The sequence below is a fragment of the Microterricola viridarii genome, from assembly GCF_001542775.1.
Taxonomy (GTDB): domain Bacteria; phylum Actinomycetota; class Actinomycetes; order Actinomycetales; family Microbacteriaceae; genus Microterricola; species Microterricola viridarii_A.
The window spans coordinates 351,538-376,717 of sequence record NZ_CP014145.1; the positions used below are offsets into that span (position 1 = coordinate 351,538).

General features: G+C 69.6%; 24 protein-coding genes and 1 riboswitch. Of the genes, 8 read left to right on the top strand and 16 right to left on the bottom strand.

Annotation, left to right across the window (positions count from 1 at the left end; all coding sequences use genetic code 11):
* Window positions 1-5: 5 nt before the first annotated feature.
* Both glyA and AWU67_RS01590 read left to right on the top strand, forming a co-directional pair.
* The gene (gene glyA, locus AWU67_RS01585; protein ID WP_067225838.1) at window positions 6-1,283 is read left to right on the top strand and encodes a serine hydroxymethyltransferase; all 1,278 of its coding nucleotides are present in this window, start codon (window positions 6-8) and stop codon (window positions 1,281-1,283) included.
* The gene (locus AWU67_RS01590; RefSeq protein ID WP_067225842.1) at window positions 1,283-2,167 is read left to right on the top strand and encodes a bifunctional methylenetetrahydrofolate dehydrogenase/methenyltetrahydrofolate cyclohydrolase; all 885 of its coding nucleotides are present in this window, start codon (window positions 1,283-1,285) and stop codon (window positions 2,165-2,167) included. Before glyA ends, AWU67_RS01590 begins: the two co-directional genes overlap by 1 nt.
* 73 nt (window positions 2,168-2,240) lie before the next feature.
* On the opposite strand, the gene AWU67_RS01595 is transcribed toward AWU67_RS01590, so the two are convergent.
* Complete coding sequence (locus tag AWU67_RS01595; RefSeq protein ID WP_067225846.1) at window positions 2,241-2,429, bottom strand: hypothetical protein; 189 nt, start codon at window positions 2,427-2,429, stop codon at window positions 2,241-2,243.
* Window positions 2,430-2,487: 58 nt separating this feature from the next.
* Here AWU67_RS01595 and AWU67_RS01600 point away from each other — a divergent pair, with 58 nt between their 5' ends.
* Window positions 2,488-2,889: an arsenate reductase ArsC gene (locus AWU67_RS01600; protein ID WP_067225850.1), complete on the top strand. Its 402-nt coding sequence runs from the start codon at window positions 2,488-2,490 to the stop codon at window positions 2,887-2,889.
* 277 nt (window positions 2,890-3,166) lie between these two features.
* On the opposite strand, the gene AWU67_RS01605 is transcribed toward AWU67_RS01600, so the two are convergent.
* A complete protein-coding gene (locus AWU67_RS01605; protein WP_067225853.1) occupies window positions 3,167-3,703 on the bottom strand; it encodes a gamma carbonic anhydrase family protein in 537 nt (178 codons plus the stop codon).
* 41 nt (window positions 3,704-3,744) lie between these two features.
* Between AWU67_RS01605 and AWU67_RS01610 the strand changes: the two genes are divergently transcribed.
* The gene (locus tag AWU67_RS01610) at window positions 3,745-4,227 is read left to right on the top strand and encodes a YbaK/EbsC family protein (protein ID WP_067225856.1); all 483 of its coding nucleotides are present in this window, start codon (window positions 3,745-3,747) and stop codon (window positions 4,225-4,227) included.
* A 77-nt stretch (window positions 4,228-4,304) separates the two neighbouring features.
* Here the strand turns inward: AWU67_RS01610 and dhaK are convergent, their stop codons facing one another.
* From dhaK to AWU67_RS01645, 7 genes are all read right to left on the bottom strand, one after another.
* Window positions 4,305-5,300, bottom strand: a complete 996-nt coding sequence (gene dhaK / locus AWU67_RS01615) for a dihydroxyacetone kinase subunit DhaK (protein ID WP_067225860.1) — start codon at window positions 5,298-5,300, stop codon at window positions 4,305-4,307.
* Window positions 5,301-5,325: 25 nt separating this feature from the next.
* Window positions 5,326-6,024 (bottom strand): dihydroxyacetone kinase subunit DhaL, encoded by a 699-nt coding sequence (dhaL, locus tag AWU67_RS01620; RefSeq protein ID WP_082716696.1) that lies wholly within the window; start codon window positions 6,022-6,024, stop codon window positions 5,326-5,328.
* Window positions 6,021-6,815: an HAD-IA family hydrolase gene (locus AWU67_RS01625; protein WP_067225863.1), complete on the bottom strand. Its 795-nt coding sequence runs from the start codon at window positions 6,813-6,815 to the stop codon at window positions 6,021-6,023. The genes dhaL and AWU67_RS01625 overlap by 4 nt, the downstream gene beginning before the upstream one ends.
* A 1-nt stretch (window position 6,816) precedes the next feature.
* A complete protein-coding gene (locus AWU67_RS01630) occupies window positions 6,817-7,677 on the bottom strand; it encodes a class II fructose-bisphosphate aldolase (protein WP_067231883.1) in 861 nt (286 codons plus the stop codon).
* A gap of 67 nt (window positions 7,678-7,744) precedes the next feature.
* Window positions 7,745-9,601 carry a hybrid sensor histidine kinase/response regulator transcription factor gene (locus tag AWU67_RS01635; RefSeq protein ID WP_067225866.1) on the bottom strand — a complete coding sequence of 619 codons (1,857 nt, stop codon included), beginning with the start codon at window positions 9,599-9,601 and terminating at the stop codon, window positions 7,745-7,747.
* Window positions 9,602-9,689: 88 nt separating this feature from the next.
* The gene (locus AWU67_RS01640) at window positions 9,690-11,564 is read right to left on the bottom strand and encodes an ABC transporter ATP-binding protein (RefSeq protein WP_067225872.1); all 1,875 of its coding nucleotides are present in this window, start codon (window positions 11,562-11,564) and stop codon (window positions 9,690-9,692) included.
* An 83-nt stretch (window positions 11,565-11,647) separates the two neighbouring features.
* A complete protein-coding gene (locus AWU67_RS01645; RefSeq protein WP_067225877.1) occupies window positions 11,648-13,006 on the bottom strand; it encodes an MFS transporter in 1,359 nt (452 codons plus the stop codon).
* Window positions 13,007-13,241: 235 nt separating this feature from the next.
* Here AWU67_RS01645 and AWU67_RS01650 point away from each other — a divergent pair, with 235 nt between their 5' ends.
* The gene (locus AWU67_RS01650; RefSeq protein WP_067225881.1) at window positions 13,242-13,697 is read left to right on the top strand and encodes a DUF2269 family protein; all 456 of its coding nucleotides are present in this window, start codon (window positions 13,242-13,244) and stop codon (window positions 13,695-13,697) included.
* A gap of 189 nt (window positions 13,698-13,886) precedes the next feature.
* On the opposite strand, the gene ribH is transcribed toward AWU67_RS01650, so the two are convergent.
* From ribH to AWU67_RS01675, 5 genes are all read right to left on the bottom strand, one after another.
* The gene (gene ribH, locus AWU67_RS01655) at window positions 13,887-14,369 is read right to left on the bottom strand and encodes a 6,7-dimethyl-8-ribityllumazine synthase (protein ID WP_067225884.1); all 483 of its coding nucleotides are present in this window, start codon (window positions 14,367-14,369) and stop codon (window positions 13,887-13,889) included.
* Entirely contained in the window at window positions 14,366-15,658 is a 1,293-nt protein-coding gene (gene ribA, locus AWU67_RS01660; RefSeq protein ID WP_067225888.1) for a GTP cyclohydrolase II, read from the bottom strand. Before ribA ends, ribH begins: the two co-directional genes overlap by 4 nt.
* A complete protein-coding gene (locus AWU67_RS01665) occupies window positions 15,655-16,290 on the bottom strand; it encodes a riboflavin synthase (protein ID WP_067225893.1) in 636 nt (211 codons plus the stop codon). Before AWU67_RS01665 ends, ribA begins: the two co-directional genes overlap by 4 nt.
* A 1-nt stretch (window position 16,291) precedes the next feature.
* Window positions 16,292-17,317: a bifunctional diaminohydroxyphosphoribosylaminopyrimidine deaminase/5-amino-6-(5-phosphoribosylamino)uracil reductase RibD gene (gene ribD, locus AWU67_RS01670; protein ID WP_067225896.1), complete on the bottom strand. Its 1,026-nt coding sequence runs from the start codon at window positions 17,315-17,317 to the stop codon at window positions 16,292-16,294.
* Between the two features lie 99 nt (window positions 17,318-17,416).
* A riboswitch (FMN riboswitch) is annotated at window positions 17,417-17,550 on the bottom strand.
* 677 nt (window positions 17,551-18,227) lie between these two features.
* Window positions 18,228-19,196: a sugar-binding transcriptional regulator gene (locus tag AWU67_RS01675; protein WP_067225900.1), complete on the bottom strand. Its 969-nt coding sequence runs from the start codon at window positions 19,194-19,196 to the stop codon at window positions 18,228-18,230.
* 178 nt (window positions 19,197-19,374) lie between these two features.
* On the opposite strand from AWU67_RS01675, the gene AWU67_RS01680 reads away from it, so the two are divergent.
* From AWU67_RS01680 to glpK, 3 genes are all read left to right on the top strand, one after another.
* The gene (locus tag AWU67_RS01680; protein ID WP_067225905.1) at window positions 19,375-21,111 is read left to right on the top strand and encodes a glycerol-3-phosphate dehydrogenase/oxidase; all 1,737 of its coding nucleotides are present in this window, start codon (window positions 19,375-19,377) and stop codon (window positions 21,109-21,111) included.
* Between the two features lie 238 nt (window positions 21,112-21,349).
* A complete protein-coding gene (locus AWU67_RS01685; RefSeq protein ID WP_067231886.1) occupies window positions 21,350-22,075 on the top strand; it encodes an MIP/aquaporin family protein in 726 nt (241 codons plus the stop codon).
* A gap of 53 nt (window positions 22,076-22,128) precedes the next feature.
* Window positions 22,129-23,643: a glycerol kinase GlpK gene (glpK, locus tag AWU67_RS01690; RefSeq protein ID WP_067225909.1), complete on the top strand. Its 1,515-nt coding sequence runs from the start codon at window positions 22,129-22,131 to the stop codon at window positions 23,641-23,643.
* 204 nt (window positions 23,644-23,847) lie between these two features.
* Here glpK and AWU67_RS01695 read toward each other — a convergent pair whose 3' ends face one another.
* Entirely contained in the window at window positions 23,848-24,606 is a 759-nt protein-coding gene (locus AWU67_RS01695) for an HAD family hydrolase (protein WP_067225912.1), read from the bottom strand.
* Entirely contained in the window at window positions 24,603-25,175 is a 573-nt protein-coding gene (locus tag AWU67_RS01700; protein ID WP_067225915.1) for a GNAT family N-acetyltransferase, read from the bottom strand. Before AWU67_RS01700 ends, AWU67_RS01695 begins: the two co-directional genes overlap by 4 nt.
* Window positions 25,176-25,180: the final 5 nt, after the last annotated feature.

Here is a 25,180-nt window from a genome sequence, read left to right on the forward strand (position 1 = left end):
TGCCAGTGTCTGTTCCCTCCACGTTCAACCAGCCGCTTGAGGTTGTCGACCCCGAGATCGCCGCCGTCCTCGAGCAGGAGCTCGGTCGTCAGCGCGACTACCTTGAGATGATCGCGAGCGAGAACTTCGTTCCCGTCTCCGTCCTGCAGTCGCAGGGCTCCGTGCTCACCAACAAGTACGCGGAGGGCTACCCGGGCCGCCGCTACTACGGCGGCTGCGAGTACGTCGACATCGCCGAGTCGCTCGCCATCTCGCGCGCCAAGAGCCTGTTCAACGCCGAGTACGCCAACGTCCAGCCGCACTCCGGAGCCACCGCCAACGCGGCCGTGCTGAGCGCCATCGCCACCCCCGGCGACACCATCCTCGGCCTCGAGCTGGCCCACGGCGGCCACCTCACGCACGGCATGAAGCTCAACTTCTCCGGCAAGCTCTACAACGCCGTCTCCTACGGTGTCGACCCGGAAACCTTCCTCGTCGACATGAACGTCGTGCGCGACAAGGCCCTCGAGCACCGCCCGCAGGTCATCATCGCCGGCTGGTCGGCCTACCCGCGCCAGCTCGACTTCGCCGCGTTCCGCGCCATCGCCGACGAGGTCGGCGCCAAGCTCTGGGTCGACATGGCGCACTTCGCCGGACTCGTCGCCGCTGGCCTGCACCCGTCGCCGATCCCCTTCGCGGATGTCGTCTCCACCACCGTGCACAAGACGCTCGCCGGCCCGCGCTCCGGCCTGATCCTCTCCCGCGACATGGAGCTGGCCAAGAAGCTCAACTCCAACGTCTTCCCCGGCCAGCAGGGCGGCCCGCTCATGCACGTGATCGCCGCCAAGGCGACCGCGTTCCTGCTCGCGGCCCAGCCCGAGTTCGCCGACCGCCAGGCACGCACCCTGAGCGGCGCCCGCCTGCTCGCCGAGCGCCTCGTCGCCGACGACTCGCGCGCCGCCGGCATTGACGTGCTCACCGGCGGCACCGACGTGCACCTGGTGCTCGCCGACCTGCGCAACTCCGAGATCGACGGCCAGCAGGCCGAGGACGCCCTCCACGCCGTTGGCATCACGGTCAACCGCAACTCGGTGCCGTTCGACCCGCGCCCGCCGATGGTCACCTCCGGCCTCCGCATCGGCACCCCGGCGCTGGCCACGCGTGGCTTCGGCGACGTGGAGTTCACCGAGGTCGCCGACGTGATCGCCGAGACGCTCAAGCCGGGTGCCGACATCGCCGGCCTGCGCGCCCGCGTCAAGGTGCTCACCGACGCGTTCCCGCTGTACCCGGGACTGCAGCAGTAATGACGGCCATCACGCTGGACGGGGTTGCCACGGCATCCGCCGTCAAGGCCGAACTGGCCGACCGCATCGCGGCGCTCCGGGCCCAGGGCATCGTGCCCGGGCTCGGCACGCTGCTCGTCGGTGATGACCCGGGCTCGCGCAGCTACGTCGCGGGCAAGCACCGCGACTGCGCAGAGGTCGGAATCGAATCGATCCGCGTCGACCTGCCCGCGACGGCGAGCAATGCCGACGTGCTGGCGGCCATCGAGGAGCTCAACGCGAACCCGGCCGTCACCGGCTACATCGTGCAGCTGCCGCTGCCGAAGGGGCTCGACGAGCACGCCGCCCTCGAGGCGATCGACCCGGCCAAGGACGCCGACGGCCTGCACCCGACGAACCTCGGGCGCCTGGTGCTCGGCATCGAGGGCGAGCTGGACTCGCCCCTGCCCTGCACGCCGGCTGGCATCGTCGAGATGCTGCAGCGCTACAACGTTCCGATCAGCGGCAAGCATGTCGTCGTGGTCGGCCGCGGTCTCACCGTCGGTCGCCCGCTCGGCCTGCTGTTCACACGCAAGGGGCTGGATGCGACCGTCACGCTGACGCATTCCCGCACGGTCGACCTGGCCGCCGAGGTGCGCCGGGCCGACATCGTGGTGGCGGCCGTCGGCGTTGCGCACCTGATCAAGCCGGAGTGGATCAAGCCGGGCGCCGCCGTGCTGGACGTGGGCATCACCCGCGTGCAGGACGAGGAGACCGGCAAGGGCAAGCTGACCGGCGACGTCGATCCCGGCGTTGCCGAGGTTGCCGGCTATCTCTCGCCGAACCCCGGCGGGGTGGGCCCGATGACCCGCGCCATGCTGCTCCGCAACGTGGTGCAGGCCGCCGAGAGGCTTGTGCGCGCTTAGCAACGCACCGGATGCCGCGTGCGCCGGCCCCTGAAGGGGCGGCTGCACGCGGCATCCGTCGTTAAAGGCTCGGCTAGAAACCGCCGGAGCGGCCTTGGTCGATCTGCTGCTGGATCTCGGCCTGCGCGCGGGCCGCCTCGGCATCCACGCCGTCGACGGACACCTGCTGGAACGGCCGCCGTCCCACGACGAGTGCCAGGATCAGGATCCCCGCCAGGACCACGCCGCCGCCGGCCACCAGTGCCGCCACGAGTCCAGTCATCGCCCACCCTCCCGTTGGTTCCGGACAGCGTAGCCCCGGGAGCGCCGATAATGGAAGCATGACCTCACCCAGCGTGCTCTTCGTCTGTGTCCACAATGCCGGCCGCTCACAGATGGCGGCCGGGCTGTTGCGGGAGCTCTCCGGCGGACGGGTCGAGGTGCTCTCGGCCGGCTCGCTGCCGGCCGACCAGATCAACCCGATTGCGGTGCAGGCGATGGCCGAGCTCGGCATCGACATCGCGGGGCAGGCGCCGAAGGTGCTCACCGTCGATGCCGTGCGCGAGTCTGACGTCGTCATCACCATGGGCTGCGGCGACGTCTGCCCGATCTTCCCCGGCAAGCGTTACGAGGACTGGGAACTGGACGATCCGGCCGGCCAGGGCATCGAGGCCGTGCGGCCGATCCGCGACGAGATCAAGGCGCGCGTCGAGGCGTTGCTGGGCGAGCTGCTGCCCGCCTAGTCGACCGGCACCAACCCGTTGGTCGAGTAGCGAGGAACGAGCGTATCGAGACCTCGCACGGGGCTCGGTTTCTGGCGCTGGCGCGCGCTCGATACGGCCCTGGCGGGCCTCCTCGACCAGCGGGGGATGGCTGGCGGGGGCTGCTGCCCGCCTAGTCGACCGGCGTGGGATGGCTGGAGGGGCTGCTGCCCGCCTAGTCGACCGGCGTGGGATGGCTGGAGGGGCTGCTGCCCGCCTAGTCGACCGGCGTGGGATGGCTGGAGGGGCTGCTGCCCGCCTAGTCGACCGGCGTGGTGTGCAGTTCGACGTGGCGCAGGTAGTTCACGGCGTTGTTGCGGATGCCGGCGCGCTCGGCATCCGTCAGCGCGCGCCGCACCTTCGCCGGCACCCCGGCGACAAGCGATCCCGGCGGCACGACCGTGCCCTCGAGCACCACGGCCCCGGCCGCCACGAGCGAGCCGGCACCGATGACCGCGCCGTTCAGCACCGTCGCCGACATGCCGATCAGACTGCCGTCCTCGACGGTGCAGCCGTGCAGCACGGCCCCGTGCCCGACCGACACGTCGCGGCCGATGGTGAGCGGGTAGCCGGCGTCCACATGGCAGGAGACGTTGTCCTGCAGGTTGGAGCCAACGCCGAGGGTGATCGGCTCCTGCTCGGCCCGCAGCACGGCGTTGTACCAGACGCTCGAATCCTCGGCGAGGGTGATCTGCCCGACGAGCACGGCGCCGGCGGCCACGAAGGCCGATTCGGCGATTTCGGGGGCCGGAAGGCCATGGAGCGGAAGCACGCGCGCGAACGGATCGATGTTCATGTCGCCAGCATAATGTGCGCCGGTCGCCCTAGGATCGGGGCATGGTGAACACCGAACATCCCGCCGTTGACCGTGTGCGCGAGGCACTGGCCGCGCACGGCGTGACCCCAGAGATCCGCTGGTTCGACGAGGCGACCCCGACCGCGCAGGCCGCAGCCGACGCCATCGGCATCGAGCTCGGCCAGATCGCGAACTCGCTCGTCTTCACGCTCGACGGCGAGCCGCTGCTCGTGCTGACCTCCGGCGCGCACCGGGTCGACACGGCCTGGCTGGGGCAGCAGCTCGGCGGCACGATCGCGCGGGCCAGCAAGGAGACGGTGAAGGATGCCACCGGCCAGGTGATCGGCGGGGTCGCCCCGCTCGGCCACCCCGCACCGGTGCGAACCCTCGTCGACGTCGCCCTCGCCGAGTACGACGAGGTGTGGGCGGCCGCCGGGCACGCCCACACCGTGTTCCCCACCAGCTACGCCGAGCTGCTGCGGGTCACCGGCGGCACCCCGATCGCCGTCGAGCCCCCCGCCTAAAATTCCGTTGAGAGCGGTCAAATGGCCGCTTTTTGTCGCTAAAAGCGGCCATTTGACCGCTCTCAACGGAATTGGGGCTAGAAGATGCGGGCGCCGATCTCGGCTGGCGCGGCGAGCAGGCCCTCGATCTCGTCGTCGAGCTTGACCAGCGTGATCGACGCACCGGCCATGTCGAGCGAGGTGCAGTACTCGCCGACATAGCTGCGGGCCACCGTGATGCCCTGTGCGGCCAGCTTCTCGTGGGCGATGCCGTACACCAGATAGAGCTCGCTGATCGGGGTGCCGCCGAGGCCGTTGACCATCAGCGCGACGCGGTCGCCGCTGACATAGGGCAGGTCGGCCACGACCGGCTCCAGCAGGATGTCGACGAGCTCGTTCGCGGGCACGATCTTCGCGCGCCGGCGGCCGGGCTCGCCGTGGATGCCGACGCCGATCTCGATCTCGTCATCGCCCAGCTCGAACAGCGGGGCGCCCTTCGCTGGGGGAGTGCACGCGGTCAGCGCCAGTCCCATCGAGCGGGTCACCGACACCACCTTCTCGCCGATGCGCATCAGCTCGTCCAGATCGGCCCCGGCCTCCGCGGCCGCCCCGACCGCCTTGATGACGAAGAAGTTGCCGGCGACGCCGCGCCGGCCGACCGTCCAGGTGGAGTCCTTGACCGCGACATCGTCGTCGATGAACAGGGTCTTGACGTTCACGCCGTCGGCCAGACTCAGCTCCTGTGCCATGTCGAAGGCCATCCGGTCGCCGGTGTAGTTGTTGACGAGCAGCAGCACGCCCTTGGGGGAGTTCAGCAGCTTCGTGGTCTCGTACACGTAGTCCATCGGCGGAGCGGCGAACACGTCGCCCGGGCAGGCGGCGTCGAGCATGCCGGGGCCCACCGCCATGACGTGCGCCGGCTCGTGCCCGGAGCCGGAGCCCTGCACGATCGACACCTTGTCGGCGCGCGGCGCATCGGCGCGCATGATCAGGTTGTACTCCGGCACGTATTTGAGGGTGTCGGGATTGGCCAGTGCGAGCCCCTTGAGCATCTCCGGCACGAACTGCTGGGGGTCGTTGACGAATTTCTTCATGGGATTTCCTCCACGGATCGGTGGTTCAGATGGCGTAGTCAGAGTTGGGGGAGTCGGAGCCAGGGGATTCTGAAGCGGAGCTGGCGTCGTCCTTGGCGCCCCAGCTCGAGGCGAGGGCTTCCGCGATCACGGCGACTGCGACGGCCCCGGCATCCGGCGAGCCGATGCTGCGCTCTCCGGTGTATGCCGCACGCCCGCGCTTGGCGATCATCGGTGTCGTCGCGTCGGCGGCGGCGCGGGCGGATGCCGCGGCCGACGCCATGACGGCCGCGCCGCCGTCGCCGTTGGCGACGCCTTGCTCGATCGCATCGGTCAGGGGAGCAAGCGCGTCGAGCAGGGTCTTGTCGCCGAGGGACGCCCCGCCGCGCGCCATGATCCCCTCAATCGCCGAGCGCAGCATGGTGACGGCGTCCGCGCCGCCGAGCTCATCGCCGCGGCCCTTCGCGACGGCGGCCGAACGCAGGAAAGCGGTGCCCCAGATCGGCCCGGACGTGCCGCCGATCCGGCCGGTGATCGTGATGCCGACCTTCTGCAGAAACGTGCCGATGTCTGTGCGGTCGTAGCTGTCCCAGTCCTTCAGCACGATCTCGAATCCGCGCGCCAGCGAGAAGCCGAAGTCGCCGTCGCCGACGACGGAGTCGAGGTCGCCGAAGTACTTCTCGTTGTCGACGGCCGTCTGCGCAATGGTGCGCACGATGAACTCGGTGTCGTTGAGGCTCGTCATGTCTCATCCTGTCCTGTGGGCGGCCGCGGGCTCTCGAGCAGCCGGGTGACGGTCGCGAGCGTGATGTGTGGCCCGGGCGCCAGCCCGAGCGGGTCGGCGAGCACGCGGGCCGGCTCGTGGGCATCGCCGAGCGAGCTGACGACGAGGGATGCGCCCGTGAAGTCCTCGTCGGCCGTGTAGCCGCTGACGGTGACGAGGGTGCGGATGCCCGCCGCGAGGGCGGCCTGTGCCCCGTTGCCGCTGTCCTCGACCACGACGGCCTGGTCGGCGTCGATGCCGAGCTCGTGCAGGGCGAGCAGGTAGATGTCGGGGGCGGGCTTCTTGTGCGCCACGATGTCGCCGGCGAACACGCGGAAGTGGACGGCATCCGCCCCGACAGCGTGCTCGAGCACGGCACGCACCGCCGGCTCGGCCGAGGTGGATGCGACGGCCAACTGCCAGCCGGCCGCCGCAGCCTCGGCCACGAGGCGGGCGATGCCGGGGCGGGCGGGCAACGCCCCACTGTCGATGAGCTCGGTGTAGATGGCCGTCTTGCGTTTGTGCCAGGCGGCGAGCAGTTCGCGCTGGCCGTCCGGGTCAGCCGGGAGGCCGTTGGCGGCGACGAACTCCGGCGTGAGCAGGCTCGCCATGCGCTCCTTGCCGCCGCCGATCAGCACCTTGACGGCGTAGTCGTCGTCGCTCCAGCGAACCGGAATGTCGAACTCGGCGAACGTGGCGTTGAACGCCGGCAGGTGGCCGTTGCGCTCCGTGTCGGCCAGCACCCCGTCGCAGTCGAAGATCAGCGCCGGCATGTCACCACGCCTTGCCCGCGCTGCCGAACGTGCCGGCGAGGCCGGTCGTGAGAGCGACGATGTGCGCGCGCACGTCGGCGAACAGCGACGGCGGGTCCCACTTGTTCGCGGCCTCCGCGGTCTTCAGGAAGTTCAGGCTGGAGGTCATGAACTCGATCTTCAGTGCCGTGGAGATGTTGACCTTGGCACAGCCGCGGGCGATGAGGTCGGCGAACTGGGCGTCCGTCATGCCGCTGCCGCCGTGCAGGGCGATGGGCGTCCCGCTGGCCTCGACGAGATCGCTGACCCGCTGGAAGTCGAGGTCGGGGGTGGCCGAGTAGACGCCGTGGGCATTGCCGATCGACGGCGCGAACACGTCGACGCCCGTCGCGCGGATGAAGCCGAGTGCGGTCTCCAGACTCTGCCTGCGCGTCTCGGTGTCCACGCCGATGCCGTCTTCGACGCCCTTGATCGCCTCGATCTCGCCCTCGACGTGGGCACCGTAGCGGCGGGCTTCTGCGACGACCTCGATCGTCTGCCGCTGGTTCTCCTCCACGGGCAGGGTCGAGGCGTCGAAGAGCACCGAGTTCCACCCGATCTCGAGGCACTCGCTGATGACGGCGCGCTCCGGACAGTGGTCGAGGTGCAGTGTCACCGGCACGTCGATGTCTTTCGTCATGGCGGTCCACATCGCGAACAGAACCTCGGCGCCGATCGATTTCACCGTCTTGACGGAGGTCTGCACGATGACGGGGGAGCGGGCCTCGACGGCCCCGGCCAGCACTGCCTCCAGCGTGAGGTCATTGACGATGTTGATGGCGGGCACGCCGTATCTCTCCTGGAATGCCGTGTCGACAATCTCACGCAGCGATACGACAGCCATGGTCATCCTCCTCGTCGCCTGCTGCCACGGTAGGCGGGCGGATGACGGCAGGACAGGCGAGGTTTCCCTACCGCGGGGTAGGGGAACCCTCCACACGCGCTGCCCGCGCGGCGAGGGCGGTGCGGTTGGCGGCACCCGTCTTGCGCAGGATCGCACCGACATGCTTCTCGACGGTCTTCACCGAGATGCGCAGAGCGGTCGCGATCACCTTGTCCGGCAGGCCGCGCTCGACCAGCGCGCGCACTTCGCGCTCTCTGGCGGTGAGGTGTGCGCTGTCTGCCGTGCCGGGGGCGGCCGCCAGTCGGCTGAGAAACGCCGAGGACAGCAGCGACTCACCACGCGCTGCCGCGACGACGGCGCGGGTGAGCTCGATGGGGTCCGCGGCATACTCGACGAACCCGGTCGCGCCGATGCGGGCGGCGCCCCGCATCCGCTCATCGCTGGCATTTCGCACGATCAGCACGACGGATGCCCGCGGGTCGAAGGCGCGCAGGTAGGAGGTGAGCTGCGCGCCGTCGATGTGCGGGAGGTCGAGGTTCGCCAGCACGACGTGTGGCCGCAACAGCTCGTAGGCCTCCAGGGCGGCGCCCGCCTCGGCGATCTCACCGACGACCTCGATGTCGGGCTCCACATGGCCGAGCACGCGCACGAGCCCCGCACGCACGACAGCGTTCTCATGCACGACGAGCACCCGCCAGCGGGAGCGGGAATCGAGCGCGCCCGCCGCCGTCGACGGCAGCTCGGCGCGCACCCTGGTGCCCCAGTGCGGTGTCGACTCGATGTGCAGGGTGCCGCCGAGGCGTGCGGCGCGGGAGGCGAGGCTCTGCAGGCCGAGCCCGCGAGACGCGGGATGCCGCGCATCGCCGATCGCCTCGATGTCAAAGCCCTGGCCGTCATCCTCGACCAGCGCGCTCACGCTCTGGCTACCGTAGACGAGCCCGACCCGCACCTGGTGGGCCTGCGCGTGCTCGACCACGTTGGTGAGCGACTCCTGCACGATGCGGAAGAGCTGCCTGGCCGTCTCGGCCGGAAGCGGCTCCGGATCGCCGACCACCACGAGGTGCGTCTCGACTTGCACGGTGGATTCGACCCAGGCCAGTTCCAGGGCGATCGCGTCGGTGAGGGAGCGGCCGTCGAGCAGGGCGGGGCCGAGCCCGACCGCCGTGCGCCTGGTCTCGTCCAGCGCGGAGCGGGCCGCCGACCGCGCCTGTCCGATCGCGTGCCTGGGGCCGGCATCCGTGCTCGCCTTCTCGGCCGCGTCCAGGTGCAGCAGCACCGAGACGAGCCCGCGTCCGATCGTGTCGTGCAGGTCGCGCACGACGCGCTCCCGCTCATCGAGCACAGCCGATTCGCGCTCCCTGTCGGCCGTCAGCGCGTGCAGCCGCGCATTCGTGATGGCGATGGCCGCGTGCGTCGCGAACAGCTCGACGAGGCGCGCGTCGGCATCCGTGAACCGGCGTCCGGCCTCCCGGCTGAAAACGACGGCGCTGCCGATGATGCGGCCGTCCCAGCGAATGGGAACACCGATGACCCCGTGCAGCGATGCCCGCTCGGCGTCGTGGATGTGCCCGCCGCGCACCTCGGAGTACTCGTCGAACAGCACCGAGTCGCGGGCACGGACGATCGCGCCCGTCACGCCCTCGTTCAGCGGGAATGTCTGGCCGGAGAGGCAGCCGACGCCGACGTCGACCTCTTTGCGGTATGTGCCGGCCGCCTCGTCGACGGTGCAGATGGAGCCGCTGTCACAGCCCAGCAGCTCCATCGTGTGGCGCAGGATCCGCTCCAGCAGCGGCCCGAGCTCGAACTGCCCGGCGAGATCGGCGGCGAGGGCGGCGAGAGCTTGGTAGCGCGCGGCCTCACCTGAAGGATTGTCTGAGGGGTTGACAGAGGATTCGGGCGTGGCGGATGCCGGCGAATTCTCCATGAGCAACACTCTCCGTCGATGTGTGCGTGGTACCCACTCACATCATGCGCCGTGGCGCGCCGGAGCGCTAGGTGCAGCCGCCCAGAACCTAGACGAGCAGCTGGTGCTTCGCGAGCTCCTTGTAGAGCGGGGTCGAGGCGACGAGCTCCGAGTGCGTGCCGGTGCCGACGACCTCGCCGTGGTCGAGCACCACGATCTGGTCGCTGTCCACCACGGTGGAGAGCCGGTGCGCGATGACGATGAGGGTGCGCCCCTCGGCGACGGCATCGATCGCGGCGCGCATCATCTGCTCGTTCACGCCGTCCAGGCTCGAGGTCGACTCGTCCAGCAGCAGGATCGGGGGAGCCGCGAGCAGCGCCCGGGCGATCGCGAGGCGCTGGCGTTCGCCGCCGGAGAGCATGACGCCGTCCTCGCCGACCGGGGCGCTCAGGCCGAGCGGGTTGCGCTCAAGCACCTCGCCGAGGTTCACGGCGCGCAGAACCCGCTCGCACTCCTCGTCGGTGGCATCCGGGGTCGCCAGCATCAGGTTCTCGCGCAGGGTGCCGGCCAGCACCGGGGCGTCCTGCTCGACGTAGCCGATCTGGGCGCGCAGCTCGGTGCGCGGCAGCGTGCGGATGTCGAGGCCGGCGAGTCGCACGACACCGACACTCGGGTCGTAGAAGCGCTCGATCAGGGCGAGGATGGTGCTCTTGCCCGCGCCGGACGGCCCGACCAGGGCGGTGCGCTGGCCGCGCGGCGCGCTGAACGAGACGCCGCGGAGCACCGGCTGTCGGTCGGTGACGTTGCCCTCTGGCAGGTGCTCGTCGGCGCTCTCGTTGTCCGGGTCGGCCTCGTCGGAGCGGGTGCGCGCGTAGGCGAAGTGCACATCCTCGAAGGCGATGGCGGTGTCATCCATCGACAGCAGCGCCGACAACTCGTTCGGGGTGACGTCGGCGAGCGGGGCGATCTCGCGGTCGTAGTCGGTCTCGCTCGGCAGCTCGATGATCTCCTGGATGCGGCCGAGCGCGCCGAGGGCCGAGTTCACCGAGGTGATCGCGCCGAAGGCGGTGCCGAGCGGCATGATCAGCATGAACAGGAAGAGGATGAACGCGACCAGGCTGGCCACGGTGATGGCGCCGCTGGCGACGCGGAAACCTCCGACGCCGAGCACGACCAGCAGAGACACCTGCATGGCGATGCCGGCGACAGGAACGACGAGGGCCGAGATGCTGGCGACGCGGATGCCGGCGCTCCAGGCCCCCTTGGCCTCCTCGCCGACGGCGGCGATCTCGCGGTCTGTGGCGTTGGAGGCGCGCACGGTGCGCACGGCGCTGATGGCACGCTCGACGGCGGCGGCCAGGTCGCCCACCTTGGTCTGCGCCTGCAGGCTGGCGGTGCGGATGCGGGCGGCGAGCAGCACGACGGTCACCACAGAGACGGTGATGACGAGCAGGGTGAGGCCGAGCAGCACCGGGTCGATGATCAGCATGGCGATCAGCGCGCCGATGAAGGTGAGCGAGCCACCGATGGCATCGACGAGGCCCTGGGTGAGCACGGCCCGCAGCAGTGTGGTGTCGCTGCCGACGCGGGAGACCAAGTCACCGGTGCGGCGGGTGTCGAACTCGGCGATCGGCAGGTGCAGCATGCGGGCGACGAGCTGGCGGCGGCTGGAGAGCACGACGCCCTCGCCGGTGCGCTGCAGCAGGTAGTGCTGGTAGCCGCTGATCAGTGCGGCGACGACGACCAGGGCGACGAGCACCCAGACCAGGTTGCCGAGCGGCTCGTTGGCCTGCACGACGGTGATGAGCTGGCTGACCAGCAGCGGCTGGGCCAGGCTGGCGGCGGCGCCGAGGATGCTCAGCACGATGACGACGCTGAGCACCGCCTTGTGCTCGAGCAGATAGGGCACGAGCTGGCTGAACTTCGCGCGCGGGCCGGTTTGCGGTGTGCGTCTGTTTCGACCCAGTGTGCGTGCGTTGCTCATTGCTCCCTTTCGCGCTGGCGGATGCCGCATACAACCCTAAGTCAGTTGCCTGCGGCATCCGCCCAGAAAAGGGGGACAAACGACTAGGCGTCGATGTCGTTGTCCTTCGTCTCCTTCGAGACGATCAGGGCGATGAGGGTGAGCACGGCCATCGCGGCCAGGTAGATGCCGACCCAGAACGGGCTGCCGTCGCCGGCGCTCCAGAGGGCGACGGCGATGAACGGGGCGACGGCCGCACCGAGGATCGACGACACGTTGTAGCTGATGCCGGAGCCGGTGTAGCGCACGTTCGTCGGGAACAGCTCGGGCAGCAGCGCGCCCATCGGGCCGAAGGTGAGGCCCATCAGCGAGAAGCCGATGATCAGCCAGGCCATGACGCCGACGAAGCCGGCACCGAGCAGCGGCACCCAGAGCAGGCCGAACACGATGATGCCGAGCGTCACCCAGATCAGCGTCTTGCGCCGCCCCCATCGGTCGGCCAGCACGCCCGAGACCAGAGTGAAGACACCGAAGAAGAGCACGCCGCCGATGAGCATGAGCACGAACGTCGTGTAGGAGTAGCCGAGGCCCGGCAGCACGGCGGCGTCGGTGGGCGACTGCGGAGCGCGGCCGTAGCTGAGCGAGAACGTCGTCATCAGGTAGAACAGCACGTAGGTGGCGAGCATGAAGAAGGTGCCGAGGATCAGCTTGCGCCAGTGCATCTTGAAGACGGTGACGAGCGGAGTCTTCGTGAGCTTGCCGGTGGCGGATGCCGTCGAGAACGCGGTGCTCTCGACGAGTCGCAGGCGCACCCACAGGCCGACAATGACCATGACCACCGAGAACAGGAACGGGATGCGCCAGCCCCACTCGAGGAACGCCTGTGAGGGCATCGAGGGGTCATCGGAGGGGAGCACTGCGGCGATGATCAGGAACAGGCCGTTCGCGATGATGAAGCCGATCGGGGCGCCCAGCTGCGGGAAGGTGCCGTACCAGGCGCGCTTGCCCTTCGGGGCGTTCTCGGTGGCGACGAGCGCGGCACCGGACCATTCGCCGCCGAGCGCGAAGCCCTGCGCGATGCGGAGGACGACGAGCAGCAACGGGGCAAGCCAGCCGACCATGGCGTAGGTGGGCAGCACGCCGATCAGGAATGTCGCGATGCCCATGGTGAGCAGTGCGCCGACCAGGGTGGCCTTGCGGCCGTGCCTGTCGCCGAGGTGGCCGAACAGGATCGCGCCGAGCGGACGGGCGACCATGGCGGCGCCGAAGACCGCGAAGGACTGCAGCAGGGCCGTGGTGGGGTCACCGGTGGGGAAGAAGAGGTGGGGGAAGACGAGGACGGCTGCGGTCGCGTAGACGTAGAAGTCGTAGAACTCGATCGTCGTGCCGATGAGGCTGGCCAGGATGACCCGGCTGCGTGGATTTGCGGGTGCGGCCGTGGCGACCGCGGGTGATGCTGACATGCGAGGAAAAGCTCCGATGCGACGCACTCGGGGTGCGCGAGAAAGATGGACCGCGCTAAGCGTGCGTCGATCTGGCGTCGCGGACTGCGGAGGGTGAGAAGTCGTGCTGCTTGTGGCAACCGTTCAAGCGTATGCGAAGTCGAACACTGCTCACGAATCGCCGGCGGGCGCCGGTGCCGCCAGATCCCCATCGAAAGACTGATGCGGCAAGGCCTTGGCTGGATAGGCTGGGGGTATGGAAACCCTGTTCAGCATCTTGCACGTCGTCACCGCCGTGTTCATCGTCGGCCCGATGGCCATCCTCCCCATGTCCGCCATGCGCGCGGTCCGAGCCGGCAACGGCTCCCAGGTCGCGACGCTGGCCAAGTCCACCAACCTGTTCAGCCTGCTCTCGCTGCTCGTCGTCGTCTTCGGCTTCGGCGTCATGGGAATGGCCGACCCGAAGTACAACCTCTCGATCACCACCCCGTGGGTGCTGTGGTCGATCATCCTCTACCTCGTGGCCCTCGCCATCAGCCTCTTCGTCGTGGTGCCGACCATGCGCAAGGCCGCCGAGGCGCTCGGCGCCGTCGACGCCTCCAACCCGGCCGCCGCCGCGACGACCACGAGCTACCCGGCCATCGCAGCCGGCAGCGGTGTGGCTTCGCTGCTGCTCGTCGCCGTGGTCGTGCTGATGGTCTGGAAGCCGTAACAACCGGTTTCGACAGGCTCAACCAGCGGGGGATCCCGCCGGTTGGGCCTGTTCTCGTTAAGCGCGCAGCGCCCGCAGGTTGGCGAAAACCCGCTGGTTGGCGAAAACCCGCTGGTTGGCAAAAAACCCGCTGGTTGAGCCTGTCGAAACCCCTCGAGGGTTGGACAGGCCCGGCCAGCGGATTTCTCGTTAAGAGCGCAGCGCCCGCAGGGTGAGCGCGGTGGCGATGGCCGCGGTCGCGGCTTCCTCGCCCTTGTCTTCCTTCGAGCCGGGCAGGCCGGCACGGTCGATGCCCTGCTGCTCGTCGTCCAGGGTGAGCACGCCGAAGCCGACGGGCTTGCCCGTGTCGAGGGCGACCCGGGTGAGGCCGTCGGTGGCCGCAGCCGAGACGTACTCGAAGTGCGGGGTGCCGCCGCGGATGATGACACCGAGCGCGACGACGGCATCCGCCCCCGCCTCCAGGGCCGCCTTGCAGACGACGGGCAGCTCGAAGCTGCCAGGCACCCGCACGATCTCGTAGTCGGCGCCAGACGCCTCAAGCACCCGCACCGCCCCGGCGATCAGGCCGTCGGTGATGATCTCGTGCCAGTGCCCGGCGACGACCACGACGCGCAGCCCCTGCGCGTCGAGGTTCGGGGTGAGTGCCGCCGTGGGGGATCCTGCTCCGCTCATGATGCGTGCCCTTCCAGTGTGTTGAGGAGTTGGTCTGTGCTGCCGTCGGCCAGCTGGTCGTTGTCGATGGAGTGGCCCATCCGGTTGCGCTTGGTGTCGAGGTAGCCCTCGTTGTATGCGCCGACGCCGACGACCAGCGGCACCCGCTCGCCCACCTGCACGCCGTGCAGCTCAAGCTGGCGCACCTTCTCGGGGTTGTTGGTGAGCAGGCGCACGGAGTGCACCCCCATGTCCTCGAGGATGGCCGCGGCCGCGCCGTAGTCGCGGGAGTCGGCCGGCAGGCCGAGTGCGAGGTTGGCGTCGAGCGTGTCGAGCCCGTCCTCCTGCAGCCGGTAGGCGCGCAGCTTGTTGATCAGGCCGATGCCGCGGCCCTCGTGCCCGCGCAGGTAGATGACGATGCCGCCGTCGCGCTGCACGGTCTCCAACGCCGAGTCCAGCTGCGGGCCGCACTCGCACTTGAGCGAGCCGAAGGCCTCGCCCGTCAGGCACTCGGAGTGCACACGCACGAGCGGGGAGTCGCTCAGGTCGCCGGCCACGATGGCGACGTGGTCGGCTCCGCTCACCCGGTCGCGGTAGGCGCGCACCCGGAACGGTCCGTGCCGGGTCGGCACGGTGGTCTCGACCTCGAAGGCGACCCGGGGGTTCTCGACGACGGATGCCGGGGCGCCGGTCGCCACCTCGTGCTGCGTACGCAGCCAGTCGGCGATCGCGGCGACGGTGGTGACGGGCAGACCGTCGCGCTCGCCGAGGGCGAGCAGCCCGGGCAGGCGCATCATCTCGCCGTCATCCGCCACAAGCTCACCGATCACGCCCACCGGGGAGAGACCGGCCAGCTTCATCAGGTCGACGGCGGCCTCGGTGTGGCCGGCGCGCTCACGCACGCCGCCCGCGACTGCCCGCAGCGGCAGCACGTGCCCGGGGCGGATCAGGCTGGTCGAGAGGGACTCGGGGTCGGCGAGCACGCGCAGTGTGCGGGCACGGTCTGCGGCGCTGATGCCCGTCGTCACCCGCTCGGCGGCGTCGACGGTGATCGTGTAGGCGGTGTTGCGGGCGTCCTGACTGTCGACGACCATCAGCGGCAGGCCGAGGCGGTCGGCGTACTCGGCCGGCATCGGAGCACAGAGGAACCCGCTGGTGTTGCGCACCATCCAGGCGATCCACTCCTGGCTGGCCAGCTCGGCCGCGAGGATGGCGTCGCCCTCGTTCTCGCGCCCCTCGTCGTCGGCGACGATGACGGGCCGGCCCGCGCGCAGTGCCTCGAGAACCTCGGGCATGGTGGACAGACTCATGAGTTGCTCCTCACTGGGGTAGCGGCATTCTGCATGGCGAACATTCGTGCAACATGACGAGCCAGGATGTCGGTTTCGATGTTGACCCGGTCGCCGACAACGCGCTGGCCGAGGGTCGTCGCGGTGAGCGTCTCGGGAATCAGCGACACCTCGAACCACTGCTCGGCCTCGTCGGCCGGGCTCACGTTGCTCACCGTGAGCGAGACGCCATCGACGGCGATGGAGCCCTTGTCGACGACGAGGGGGGCGTGCTCGGCGCCCAGGCTGAAGCGCAGCACGCGCCAGGCGCTGCCGGGGGTGACGGCGAGCACTGTCGCGGTGCCATCGATGTGGCCCTGCACGATGTGCCCGCCGAGCCGGCTGTTGACGGCGGCGGCCCGCTCGAGGTTGACGGCCGTGCCCTGCACCGCACCGGCGAGGGTGCTCATGGCGAGCGTCTGGGCCATCACGTCGACGGTGAACGACTCCGTGTCGCGGTCGACGACCGTCAGGCAGACGCCGCTCACTGCGATGGAGTCGCCGTGTCCGGCGTCGCTTGTGACGAGCGGCCCGCGCACCGTGATCCTGGCGGCATCGCTTGTGCGCTCGATCCGCTCGATGCGGCCGAGCTCCTCGATGATTCCTGTAAACACCTCAGTGTCCTTTCACGGGTCGGGCAACGACGAGAAGGTCGTCACCAAGTTGTTCGACGCTGGCCAGCTCAAGGCGCAGCGCCTCGTCGATGGAGGCGATGCCGAGTTCGCCGAGCGCGAGTTTCGGGCCGCCGAGCAGCAGCGGGGCGAGATAGACGAGCAGCTCATCGACCAGACCGGCGGCGATGAACGCACTGGCCAGGGTCGGGCCGCCCTCGACGAAGAGCGAGCGGATGCCGCGGCCGTGCAGCTCGGCCAGCTGGGCGGGCAGGTCGCGGCCGTCGGCGAAGAGAGGCGCGTGCGGGTGGCGGCGGAGCGCGGCATCCGCCGGCGTCTGGCGGCTGCCGAACACGACGGGGATGGGCTGACTGGGCAGCAGGCCGCCGGCGGCGTCGCGGGCGGTGAGAGAGGGGTCGTCGGCGAGCACGGTTCCGGTTCCGACGGCGATCGCGTCGGCGGCCGCGCGGCGGCGGTGCACGTCGAGACGGGCAGCGGGCCCGGTGATCCACTGGCTGCTGCCGTCGGCCGCGGCGGCGCGGCCGTCGAGACTGGACGCCCACTTGACGGTGACCAGCGGGCGGCCGAGGCGGGCAGCGGGCAGCCAGTCGCCGAGAACTGCCTCGCCCTCGGAGCGCAGCAGCCCGCCCTCGACGTCGATGCCGGCGGCGCGGAGTCGGGCGGCTCCGCCAGAGGACGCCTCGCCCGGGTCGTCGACGGAGTAGACGACGCGGCCGATGCCGGCCTCGATCAGCGCCTCGGCGCAGGGGCCGGTGCGGCCGTGGTGGTTGCAGGGTTCCAAGGTGACCACGGCGGTCGCACCGCGGGCTGCCCCGGGGGCGAGCTGAGAGAGGGCGTCAACCTCGGCGTGCGGGGTGCCTGCACCGCGGTGCCAGCCCTCGGCCAGAACGGTGCCGTCGGCGGCAAGCAGCACGCACCCGACCTGCGGGTTCGCCCCGCGGGCAGGGCCGTTGGCGGCGAGCACGAAGGCGCGGCGCAGAGCGTCCTCGATGTGTGCACTCGGTCCCATGGCAGTCCTTGTTGTCAGGTACTCCGGGGGTCGCGAGCGTGCTCGAGGTTCGCCGATCGCCGAGCGAACAGGGATTCCCTGAACACCACAAACAATCGACGCGTGCATCCTCCCATCCGGACTTTAACCGTCGGTGCCGGAATTTCACCGGCTCAACCGTCTCTTCCTTGCGGAGGACACGGCTCGCGGACTTTCACCGCCGGTTCGGATTCTCACCGACCCCGGAGCACGTTTCTTGCTTCTGAGTCTAGGCCAACGCACCCGGCCGGGATCTATTCCCGTCACCTCCGGCACCGTGCGGGGGAGGGTCGTCTTTCTGTTCCCCGTTGGCTCGAGGGAGCGTCAGCGACCGAAGCCGGCAGCGCGGCGGATGCCGGGCGGCTGTGCCGGGTCGGCTCCGGGGCTTCGGGGGCTGCGCTGCTCCTTCGTCGCGGCGCGGCCCCTCGAGCCAGCGGGGGAGAGGCGTCTGGTGCACCTCCCGTTAGCTCGGGGGGAGGGCCGTCTTCCTGTTCCTCGTTGGCTCGAGGGAGCGTCAGCGACCGAAGCCGACAGCGCGGCGGATGCCGGGCGGCTGTGCCGGGTCGGCTCCGGGGCTTCGGGGGCTGCGCTGCTCCTTCATCGCGGCGCGGCCCCCTCGAGCCAGCGGGGGAGAGGCGTCTGGGCACCTCCCCGTTGGCTCGAGGGAGCGCCGTCTTTCTGTTCCCCGTTGGCTCGAGGGAGCGCCAGCGACCGAAGCCGACGGCGCGGCGGATGCCGGGCAGCTGTGCCGGGTTGGCTCCGGGGCTTCGGGGGCTGCGCTGCTCCTTCGTCGCGGCGCGGCCCCCTCGAGCCAGCGGGGGAGAGGAGGAGCCTGGGCACCTGCCTCCCCGTTGGCTCGAGGGAGCGCCAGCGACCGAAGCCGACGGCGCCCTTACTCGAGCAGGGCGCGGGCCGTCGACTCGTCGGTGATGAGGTCGGTCACGAGCTCGGCGCGGAGCGCGCCGCGCAGGCTCGGCAGCTTGGAGAGGCCGGCCACGACGCAGACGCGGCGGGGCGTCGCCCGCAGCACGTCGAAGCTCGGCCCGGTGCTGCGCTCATTCAGGGCGATGCCGTTGGTCGACCCGTCGGCGCGGTAGAACACCGTCGCCACGTCGCCGATGGCGCCGTCGCGGCTGAGCGACTGGAAGTCCTCCGGCTCGAGGTACCCGCCGGCGTAAACGTGGCTCGGCACCTCGGCGAAGGGCGAGCCGATGCCGAAGAGGGCGACGTCCATGTTCGCCTGCATCTGCAGCACGCGCTCGGTCGAGCGCTCCCGCCACATCGCGTTCTTCGTGGCCGGGTCGTCGAAGAAGGCCGGAACGGGGAACTGCTGCACGTGCGCGCCATAGGCGTCACCGAAGCGGCGCAGGATCTCGGAGGCGTAGAGGATGCCGGTGGTGCGCATGTTGCCGGCGCCGTTCAGCTGCACGATCTGGGAGTTGTGGGTCTGCTTGGGGATGAGGTGCCGGCTGAGCGCGCCCATCGTCGAACCCCAGGCGATGCCGAGCGACATGTTGGAGTCGAAGAATTGGCCGAGAATTCGTGCAGCCGAGAGCGCCACGCGCTCCAGTCGGTCGACGTCGCTGGCATTCTCCGGCACGGGCACGACGTGCGCGCGTACCCCGTGCTGTTCCAGGATGGCCTCCTCGATCCGGCCCGGCATGTCACGCGGCGAGCGGATCTGGATGTCGACGAGCCCGCTGGCCCTGGCGTGGCTGAGCAGCCGGGAGACCGAGGAACGCGAGGTGTGCAGTTCGTGGGCGATGGCATCCATCGTGAGGTCCTGCATGTAGTAGAGGTGTGCGGCGCGCAGGGCGTCGCCTGTCCTGCCACCCTCGGATGTCGTGTCGAGCTCGCTCATGACCGGTTCCTGCTCTCCCTGCACAAGTGCTGCACATATGTGCATGGGCTTTGAAAGATTGTGCGTATGTGTTCAAGATGTATTCATACACACGCGGTGGCGAAGATGCAAACAGCGGTGTTCCCTGAACCTGAGGAACGACGACGAGCAGACGCTGGTCGGGAAGCGAGAGAACGAGATGTCGGCAAACGAGAACAACGGCACCCGCGAAACCGTCGCAGCGCTGCAGCAGAAGACCCACAGCAGCGTGCTCATCATCGGTGCGGGCATCAACGGCATCGCCACGTTCCGCGACCTCGCCCTGCAGGGCATCGACGTCACTCTGGTCGAGCGCGGCGACTTCGTCTCCGGAGCATCCAGCGCCTCCTCGCACATGATTCACGGCGGCGTGCGCTACCTCGAGAACGGCGAGTTCCGTTTGGTCAAGGAGTCTGTCGAGGAGCGCAACAGCCTCATCAAGATCGCCCCGCACTACGTCAAGCCGCTGAAGACCACGGTGCCGATCTTCTCCACCTTCTCCGGCATCCTCTCCGCGCCGCTGCGCTTCCTGACGCACCGTTCCGGCAAGCCCACCGAGCGTGGCGCGCTGCTGATCAAGGTCGGCATGACGCTGTACGACTCCTTCTCGCGCGACGGCGGCAGCGTGCCCCGCCACGAGTTCCGCGGCCGCACGGAGTCGCTGCGCCAGCTGCCGGCGCTGAACCCCGCGCTCAAGTACACGGCCACCTACTACGACGCCTCGATGCACGACCCGGAGCGCCTCGCCCTCGACGTGCTGCACGACGGCCTCGCCGCCGGCCCGCACGCCCGTGCCGTCAACTACGTGGAGGCTGTCGGCCTCGACGCGGGTGGCGTCAAGCTGCGCGACACCGTCACCGGCGAGGAGTTCGGCATGAGCGCCGACGTCATCGTCAACACCACCGGCCCCTGGACCGACCTCACCAACAATGCGCTCGGCCGCCCCAGCACGTTCATGGGCGGCACCAAGGGTTCGCACATCGTGCTCGACAACCCGGAGCTGCTGGCGGCCACCGACGGCCGCGAGATCTTCTTCGAGCACGAGGACGGCCGCATCGTGCTGATCTACCCGCTCAAGGGCCGGGTCCTGGTCGGAACCACCGACCTCGAGCACGACATGACCAAGCCGATCCGCTGCACCGAGGACGAGGTCGACTACTTCTTCGAACTCATCGCGCACGTTTTCCCAAGCATCCCCGTCGACCGCGACGACATCGTGTTCCGCTTCTCCGGAGTGCGCCCGCTGCCCCGCCACGACGACGAGGCACCCGGCTTCGTCTCCCGCGACTACCGCATCGAGAAGAGCGAGATCAACGAGCTGCCCGGCAGCACTCTGCTCAGCCTGGTCGGCGGCAAGTGGACCACGTTCCGCGCCCTCGCCGAGCACCTGAGCAACGACATCCTGGGCCTCATCGGCAAGCCGCGCACCCAGAGCACCGAGGGCCTGGCCATCGGCGGCGGCAAGGGCTTCCCGCAGACGGATGACGCACGCCAGGTGTGGCTCGCCACCTACGGCGAGGAGCTCGGCCGTGAGCGTGCCGCCCAGCTGCTCGCCCGCTACGGCACCCGCGCAGAGCCGCTGATCGCCGAACTGACCGCCGATGGGTCGACCCCGGACGCCCCGCTCGTCGGAGCCGAGGACTACTCGCGCCGCGAGATCGCCTACATCGTGGCGACAGAGCAGCCCGTGCACCTGCAGGACGTCGTGCTGCGCCGCACCAGCCTGGCCTTCGTCGGCGCGCTGAGCACCGGCCTCCTCGAGGAGCTCGCCGGGATCATGGCCGGCGTGCTCGGCTGGAGCGAGACCCGCACGAGCGTCGAGATCGCCTCGACCCGCGCGGAGCTGGCCGAGGTGCACGGTGTGCAGCTCGAGTCCACGCAGCTGGCCAACGCCTAGCGGCTCAGAACGGGGAGATGACGCCGGGGACACCGGCGTCTGAACGTTCCGAGAATGCACGGATGTGCACGCGAAACGACTCTTTTGCCCTGTGAGTGCCGGATACGGTTCTAAGCGGATTCCTCGAATCCGCCACAGTTCGCCCGGATCTCACCGGCGTGGATGACGAAAGAAATATCGGAAGGTCAACGTGGACAACCTCGGAATTGTGTTCCTCTCTGAGCTGGTGGGAACCGCCATGCTCGTGCTGCTCGGTGGAGGCGTCGTCGCAAACGTCATCCTCGCCAAGACCAAGGGCTTCGGCGGCGGCACCCTGATGATCAACATCGGCTGGGGCCTCGCGGTCTTCGCCGGTGTCATCGTCTCGTATGCGTCAGGTGCACACCTGAACCCCGCCGTCACGCTCGGCCTCGTCGCCAGCGGAGCCCAGGACTTCGGCAACGCAGCCATGGGCACGACCGTCGCGGTGTCCGTCGTCTCGGTGCTGGCCTACATCTCCGCCCAGCTCGTCGGTGCCATCATCGGCGCCGTCGTGATGTGGCTCGGCTACAAGCAGCACTTCGATGCTGAGCCGGATGCCGCCACCAAGCTCGGCGTCTTCTCCACGGGCCCGGCCATCCGCTCCTACGGCTGGAACCTCGTCACCGAGATCATCGGCACCTTCGTGCTCGTGTTCGTCGTCATCGGCTTCGGCCGCAACGGTGACGGCGGCGGCCTGGCCGCCCTCGGCGCCCTGCCCGTCGCCCTGCTCGTGATCGGTATCGGCGCCTCCCTCGGTGGCCCCACCGGCTACGCCATCAACCCGGCCCGTGACCTGGGCCCGCGCATCGCGCACTTCTTCCTGCCGATCAAGGGCAAGGGCGGCTCCGACTGGAGTTACTCCTGGGTGCCCGTGGTCGGCCCGATCATCGGTGGTGTGCTCGCCGGTGTCGCTTCGACCGCGCTGCTGCCGATCCTCGGCTAGTCAGCGGCATCCGAACCCCTCACACCTCACCCGATTACAAAGGAGTTATCAGCATGGCTGACTACGTACTCGCGATTGACCAGGGCACCACGAGCTCGCGCGCCATCATCTTCGACAAGGCCGGGTCGATCATCTCGACCGGCCAGCTCGAGCACGAGCAGATCATGACCCAGGCCGGCTGGGTCGAACACGACGCGCTGGAGATCTGGGGCAACGTGCGCGAGGTGATTGGCCAGGCCCTCGGCAAGGCGAACCTCACCCGGCACGATGTTGCCTCGATCGGCATCACCAACCAGCGCGAGACCGCGGTGGTCTGGAACCGGAACACCGGCGTGCCCGTCTACAACGCCATCGTCTGGCAGGACACCCGCACGCAGGACATCGTCGACCGCCTGGCCGCTGATGGCGGCGTCGAGCGCTTCAAGCAGAAGGTCGGCCTGCCGCTGGCCACCTACTTCTCCGGCACCAAGATCGTCTGGATCCTGGAGAACGTGCCCGGCGCCCGTGAGGCTGCGGATGCCGGCGAGCTCATGTTCGGCACCACCGACAGCTGGGTGCTCTGGAACCTGACCGGCGGCGTCAACGGCGGCGTGCACGCCACCGATGTCACCAACGCCAGCCGCACCTTGTTCATGGACCTGGAGACGCTGGCCTGGGACGAGGAGATCCTCTCGGTCTTCGGCGTTCCCGCCTCGATGCTGCCCGAGATCCGCTCCTCCTCCGAGGTCTACGGCTACGCCAGCGAGAACTCGCTGCTGCGCGAGACGCCGATCGCCGGCATCCTGGGCGACCAGCAGGCCGCCACCTTCGGCCAGGCCGCGTTCGAAGCGGGCGAGGCCAAGAACACCTACGGCACCGGCAACTTCCTCATCTTCAACACCGGTGAGGAGATCGTTCACTCCCAGAACGGCCTGCTGACGACCGTCGGCTACAAGCTGGGCGACGACCCCGTGCACTACGCGCTGGAGGGCTCCATCGCCGTCACCGGCTCGCTGGTGCAGTGGATGCGCGACAACCTCGGCATCATCGAGTCGGCAGCCGACATCGAGGCGCTGGCGAACACGGTCGACGACAACGGCGGGGCCTACTTCGTGCCCGCGTTCTCCGGTCTCTTCGCGCCGCACTGGCGCGCGGATGCCCGCGGTGCGCTGGTCGGCCTCACCCGCTATGTGAACAAGGGCCACATCGCCCGCGCGGCGCTCGAGGCGATCGCGTTCCAGACCCGCGAGGTCATCGACGCTGTCAACGCCGACTCCGGCGTTCCGCTGACCGAGCTGAAGGTCGACGGCGGCGCGACGGCGAACAACACGCTGCTGCAGTTCCAGGCCGACATCCTGAACGTGCCCGTCGTGCGCCCGGTCGTGGCCGAGACGACGGCGCTCGGCGCCGCGTACGCGGCCGGCCTGGCCGTCGGCTTCTGGAGCGGTCTGGACGACCTCGCCAAGAACTGGCAGGAGGACGAGCGCTGGGAGCCGAACATGGAGTCGGGCGAGCGCGAGCGCCTCTACCGCAACTGGAAGAAGGCCGTCACGAAGACCCTCGACTGGGTCGACGAAGACGTCAAGTAACACCCGACCCGCTGGGTGAGCCCCAGCCGCTGGTTGAGCTTGTCGAAACCCCGAAGCCCCCGCACTCCTCGAGTGCGGGGGCTTCTGCGTGCCCTGCGGTGGTGGCTTCGGTCGCTGGCGCTCCCTCGAGCCAACGGAAAAACACGCTGGCTGGAGGGTGCCGCGCCGCGAGGGACGAGCAGCGCAGCGCCCGAAGCCAAATGGCTAGCGCGTGACCAGGGCGGCCGTGAGCTCGTCGAGCCCGGCGACCTCGAGCACGCCGAGGGCGGTCGCCTCTGCGGCGTCCGCAGCGTCGGGCTGCACGGCCCCGCCACGGTTCAGCCAGACCCCGGTGAGGCCGGCCGCGGCGGCGCCGATGGCGTCGGTGCGCAGCCGGTCGCCGACGTACACGGTCTCGGCCGGAGAAGAGCCGAAGGCCGCGCAGGCCGCCTCGAAGATGCGCGCATCGGGCTTGGCGAAACCGAGCGCTCCGGAGGTCACGATGCGCTCCGGGTGGGCGTCCAGACCCATCCGTTCGGTGAGCCCGACGTGGTCGAGCTTGCGCCGCTGGAACACGGGGTCACCGTTGGTGATGATGCCGAAACGCACCCCGGGCAGCGCCGCCTCGAGCGCGTCCAGGCAGGCCAGGGTGTCGTCGTGCAGTGTCCACGCCGCGATGTAGTGCTCGAAGTAGTCGTCGAACCAGACGCCGGAGGCGGTGTCTTCCAGCTGCACACCGTGCGCCGCGGCGAAGTCGCGGGCGCGCGCCCGGCGCTGGCCCTCGAAATCGAGCGTGCCCTCGAGATAGGAGTGGTAGTGCTTCTCCTCCAGCGCATGCCAGAGCGTGACCGCGTCCGGGGCGTGCACCCCCTCGAAGCCGCCGATGTGCTCGATGTGCGCGACGATCCCCCTGGCCACCGCAGAGCGGTGCGCGAACAGGGTGTCGTCGAGGTCGAACAGGATGACGGCGGGCGAGGCGCTCATGACTGGGCCACCCCGGCGGGCCAGTCCTCGTGAATCGAGCGCACCCCGGCATCCAGAGCGCCGAACCAGCTCTCCGGGTGGGCCCCGTCGCGGTCGGGCAGGCTGGAGGGCGCCGTGTGGGTGAAGCGGAACCCGGCCTTGCGGGCGACCCTGGCCGAGGCGACGTTACCGGCGATGCACTCCCAACCGACGCGCTCCAGGCCGGGGATGGCCTCGTTCAGCGCCCAGTCGGCCACGCGCGAGACGGCCTCCGGCATGTAGCCGAAGCCGCGGTGCTCCGCACCGATCCAGAAGCCCAGGTCGTGCTTCTCCATGCGGAACGACACGACGCCGAGCAGCGGGCCGTCCGCCTCGTGGCGCAGCGCCCAGGTGGCCTCCGCACCGCTGGCCCACCATGCCGGCGCGAGCTCGTTCACGAAGCTTGCCGCGTGCTCTCGCAGGTATGGCCACGGCACGGTCAGGTAGCGCTCGAACAGCGGGTCCTGGCAGTACGCGGTGATCGCGTCGATGTCGCTCTCGACGAGCGGGTTCAACACGAGCCGTTCGGTGCGCAGCTCAACGGGCAGCATGGGAT

Coding starts and splice junctions, on each gene's coding strand:
- AWU67_RS01590 (WP_067225842.1), top strand. CDS start 1,283: ATGACGGCCATCACGCTGGACGGGGTTGCCACGGCATCCGCCGTCAAG.
- AWU67_RS01595 (WP_067225846.1), bottom strand. CDS start 2,429: ATGACTGGACTCGTGGCGGCACTGGTGGCCGGCGGCGGCGTGGTCCTG.
- AWU67_RS01600 (WP_067225850.1), top strand. CDS start 2,488: ATGACCTCACCCAGCGTGCTCTTCGTCTGTGTCCACAATGCCGGCCGC.
- AWU67_RS01605 (WP_067225853.1), bottom strand. CDS start 3,703: ATGAACATCGATCCGTTCGCGCGCGTGCTTCCGCTCCATGGCCTTCCG.
- AWU67_RS01610 (WP_067225856.1), top strand. CDS start 3,745: ATGGTGAACACCGAACATCCCGCCGTTGACCGTGTGCGCGAGGCACTG.
- dhaK (WP_067225860.1), bottom strand. CDS start 5,300: ATGAAGAAATTCGTCAACGACCCCCAGCAGTTCGTGCCGGAGATGCTC.
- dhaL (WP_082716696.1), bottom strand. CDS start 6,024: ATGACGAGCCTCAACGACACCGAGTTCATCGTGCGCACCATTGCGCAG.
- AWU67_RS01625 (WP_067225863.1), bottom strand. CDS start 6,815: ATGCCGGCGCTGATCTTCGACTGCGACGGGGTGCTGGCCGACACGGAG.
- AWU67_RS01630 (WP_067231883.1), bottom strand. CDS start 7,677: ATGGCTGTCGTATCGCTGCGTGAGATTGTCGACACGGCATTCCAGGAG.
- AWU67_RS01635 (WP_067225866.1), bottom strand. CDS start 9,601: ATGGAGAATTCGCCGGCATCCGCCACGCCCGAATCCTCTGTCAACCCC.
- AWU67_RS01640 (WP_067225872.1), bottom strand. CDS start 11,564: ATGAGCAACGCACGCACACTGGGTCGAAACAGACGCACACCGCAAACC.
- AWU67_RS01645 (WP_067225877.1), bottom strand. CDS start 13,006: ATGTCAGCATCACCCGCGGTCGCCACGGCCGCACCCGCAAATCCACGC.
- AWU67_RS01650 (WP_067225881.1), top strand. CDS start 13,242: ATGGAAACCCTGTTCAGCATCTTGCACGTCGTCACCGCCGTGTTCATC.
- ribH (WP_067225884.1), bottom strand. CDS start 14,369: ATGAGCGGAGCAGGATCCCCCACGGCGGCACTCACCCCGAACCTCGAC.
- ribA (WP_067225888.1), bottom strand. CDS start 15,658: ATGAGTCTGTCCACCATGCCCGAGGTTCTCGAGGCACTGCGCGCGGGC.
- ribD (WP_067225896.1), bottom strand. CDS start 17,317: ATGGGACCGAGTGCACACATCGAGGACGCTCTGCGCCGCGCCTTCGTG.
- AWU67_RS01675 (WP_067225900.1), bottom strand. CDS start 19,196: ATGAGCGAGCTCGACACGACATCCGAGGGTGGCAGGACAGGCGACGCC.
- AWU67_RS01680 (WP_067225905.1), top strand. CDS start 19,375: ATGTCGGCAAACGAGAACAACGGCACCCGCGAAACCGTCGCAGCGCTG.
- AWU67_RS01685 (WP_067231886.1), top strand. CDS start 21,350: ATGCTCGTGCTGCTCGGTGGAGGCGTCGTCGCAAACGTCATCCTCGCC.
- glpK (WP_067225909.1), top strand. CDS start 22,129: ATGGCTGACTACGTACTCGCGATTGACCAGGGCACCACGAGCTCGCGC.
- AWU67_RS01695 (WP_067225912.1), bottom strand. CDS start 24,606: ATGAGCGCCTCGCCCGCCGTCATCCTGTTCGACCTCGACGACACCCTG.
- AWU67_RS01700 (WP_067225915.1), bottom strand. CDS start 25,175: ATGCTGCCCGTTGAGCTGCGCACCGAACGGCTCGTGTTGAACCCGCTC.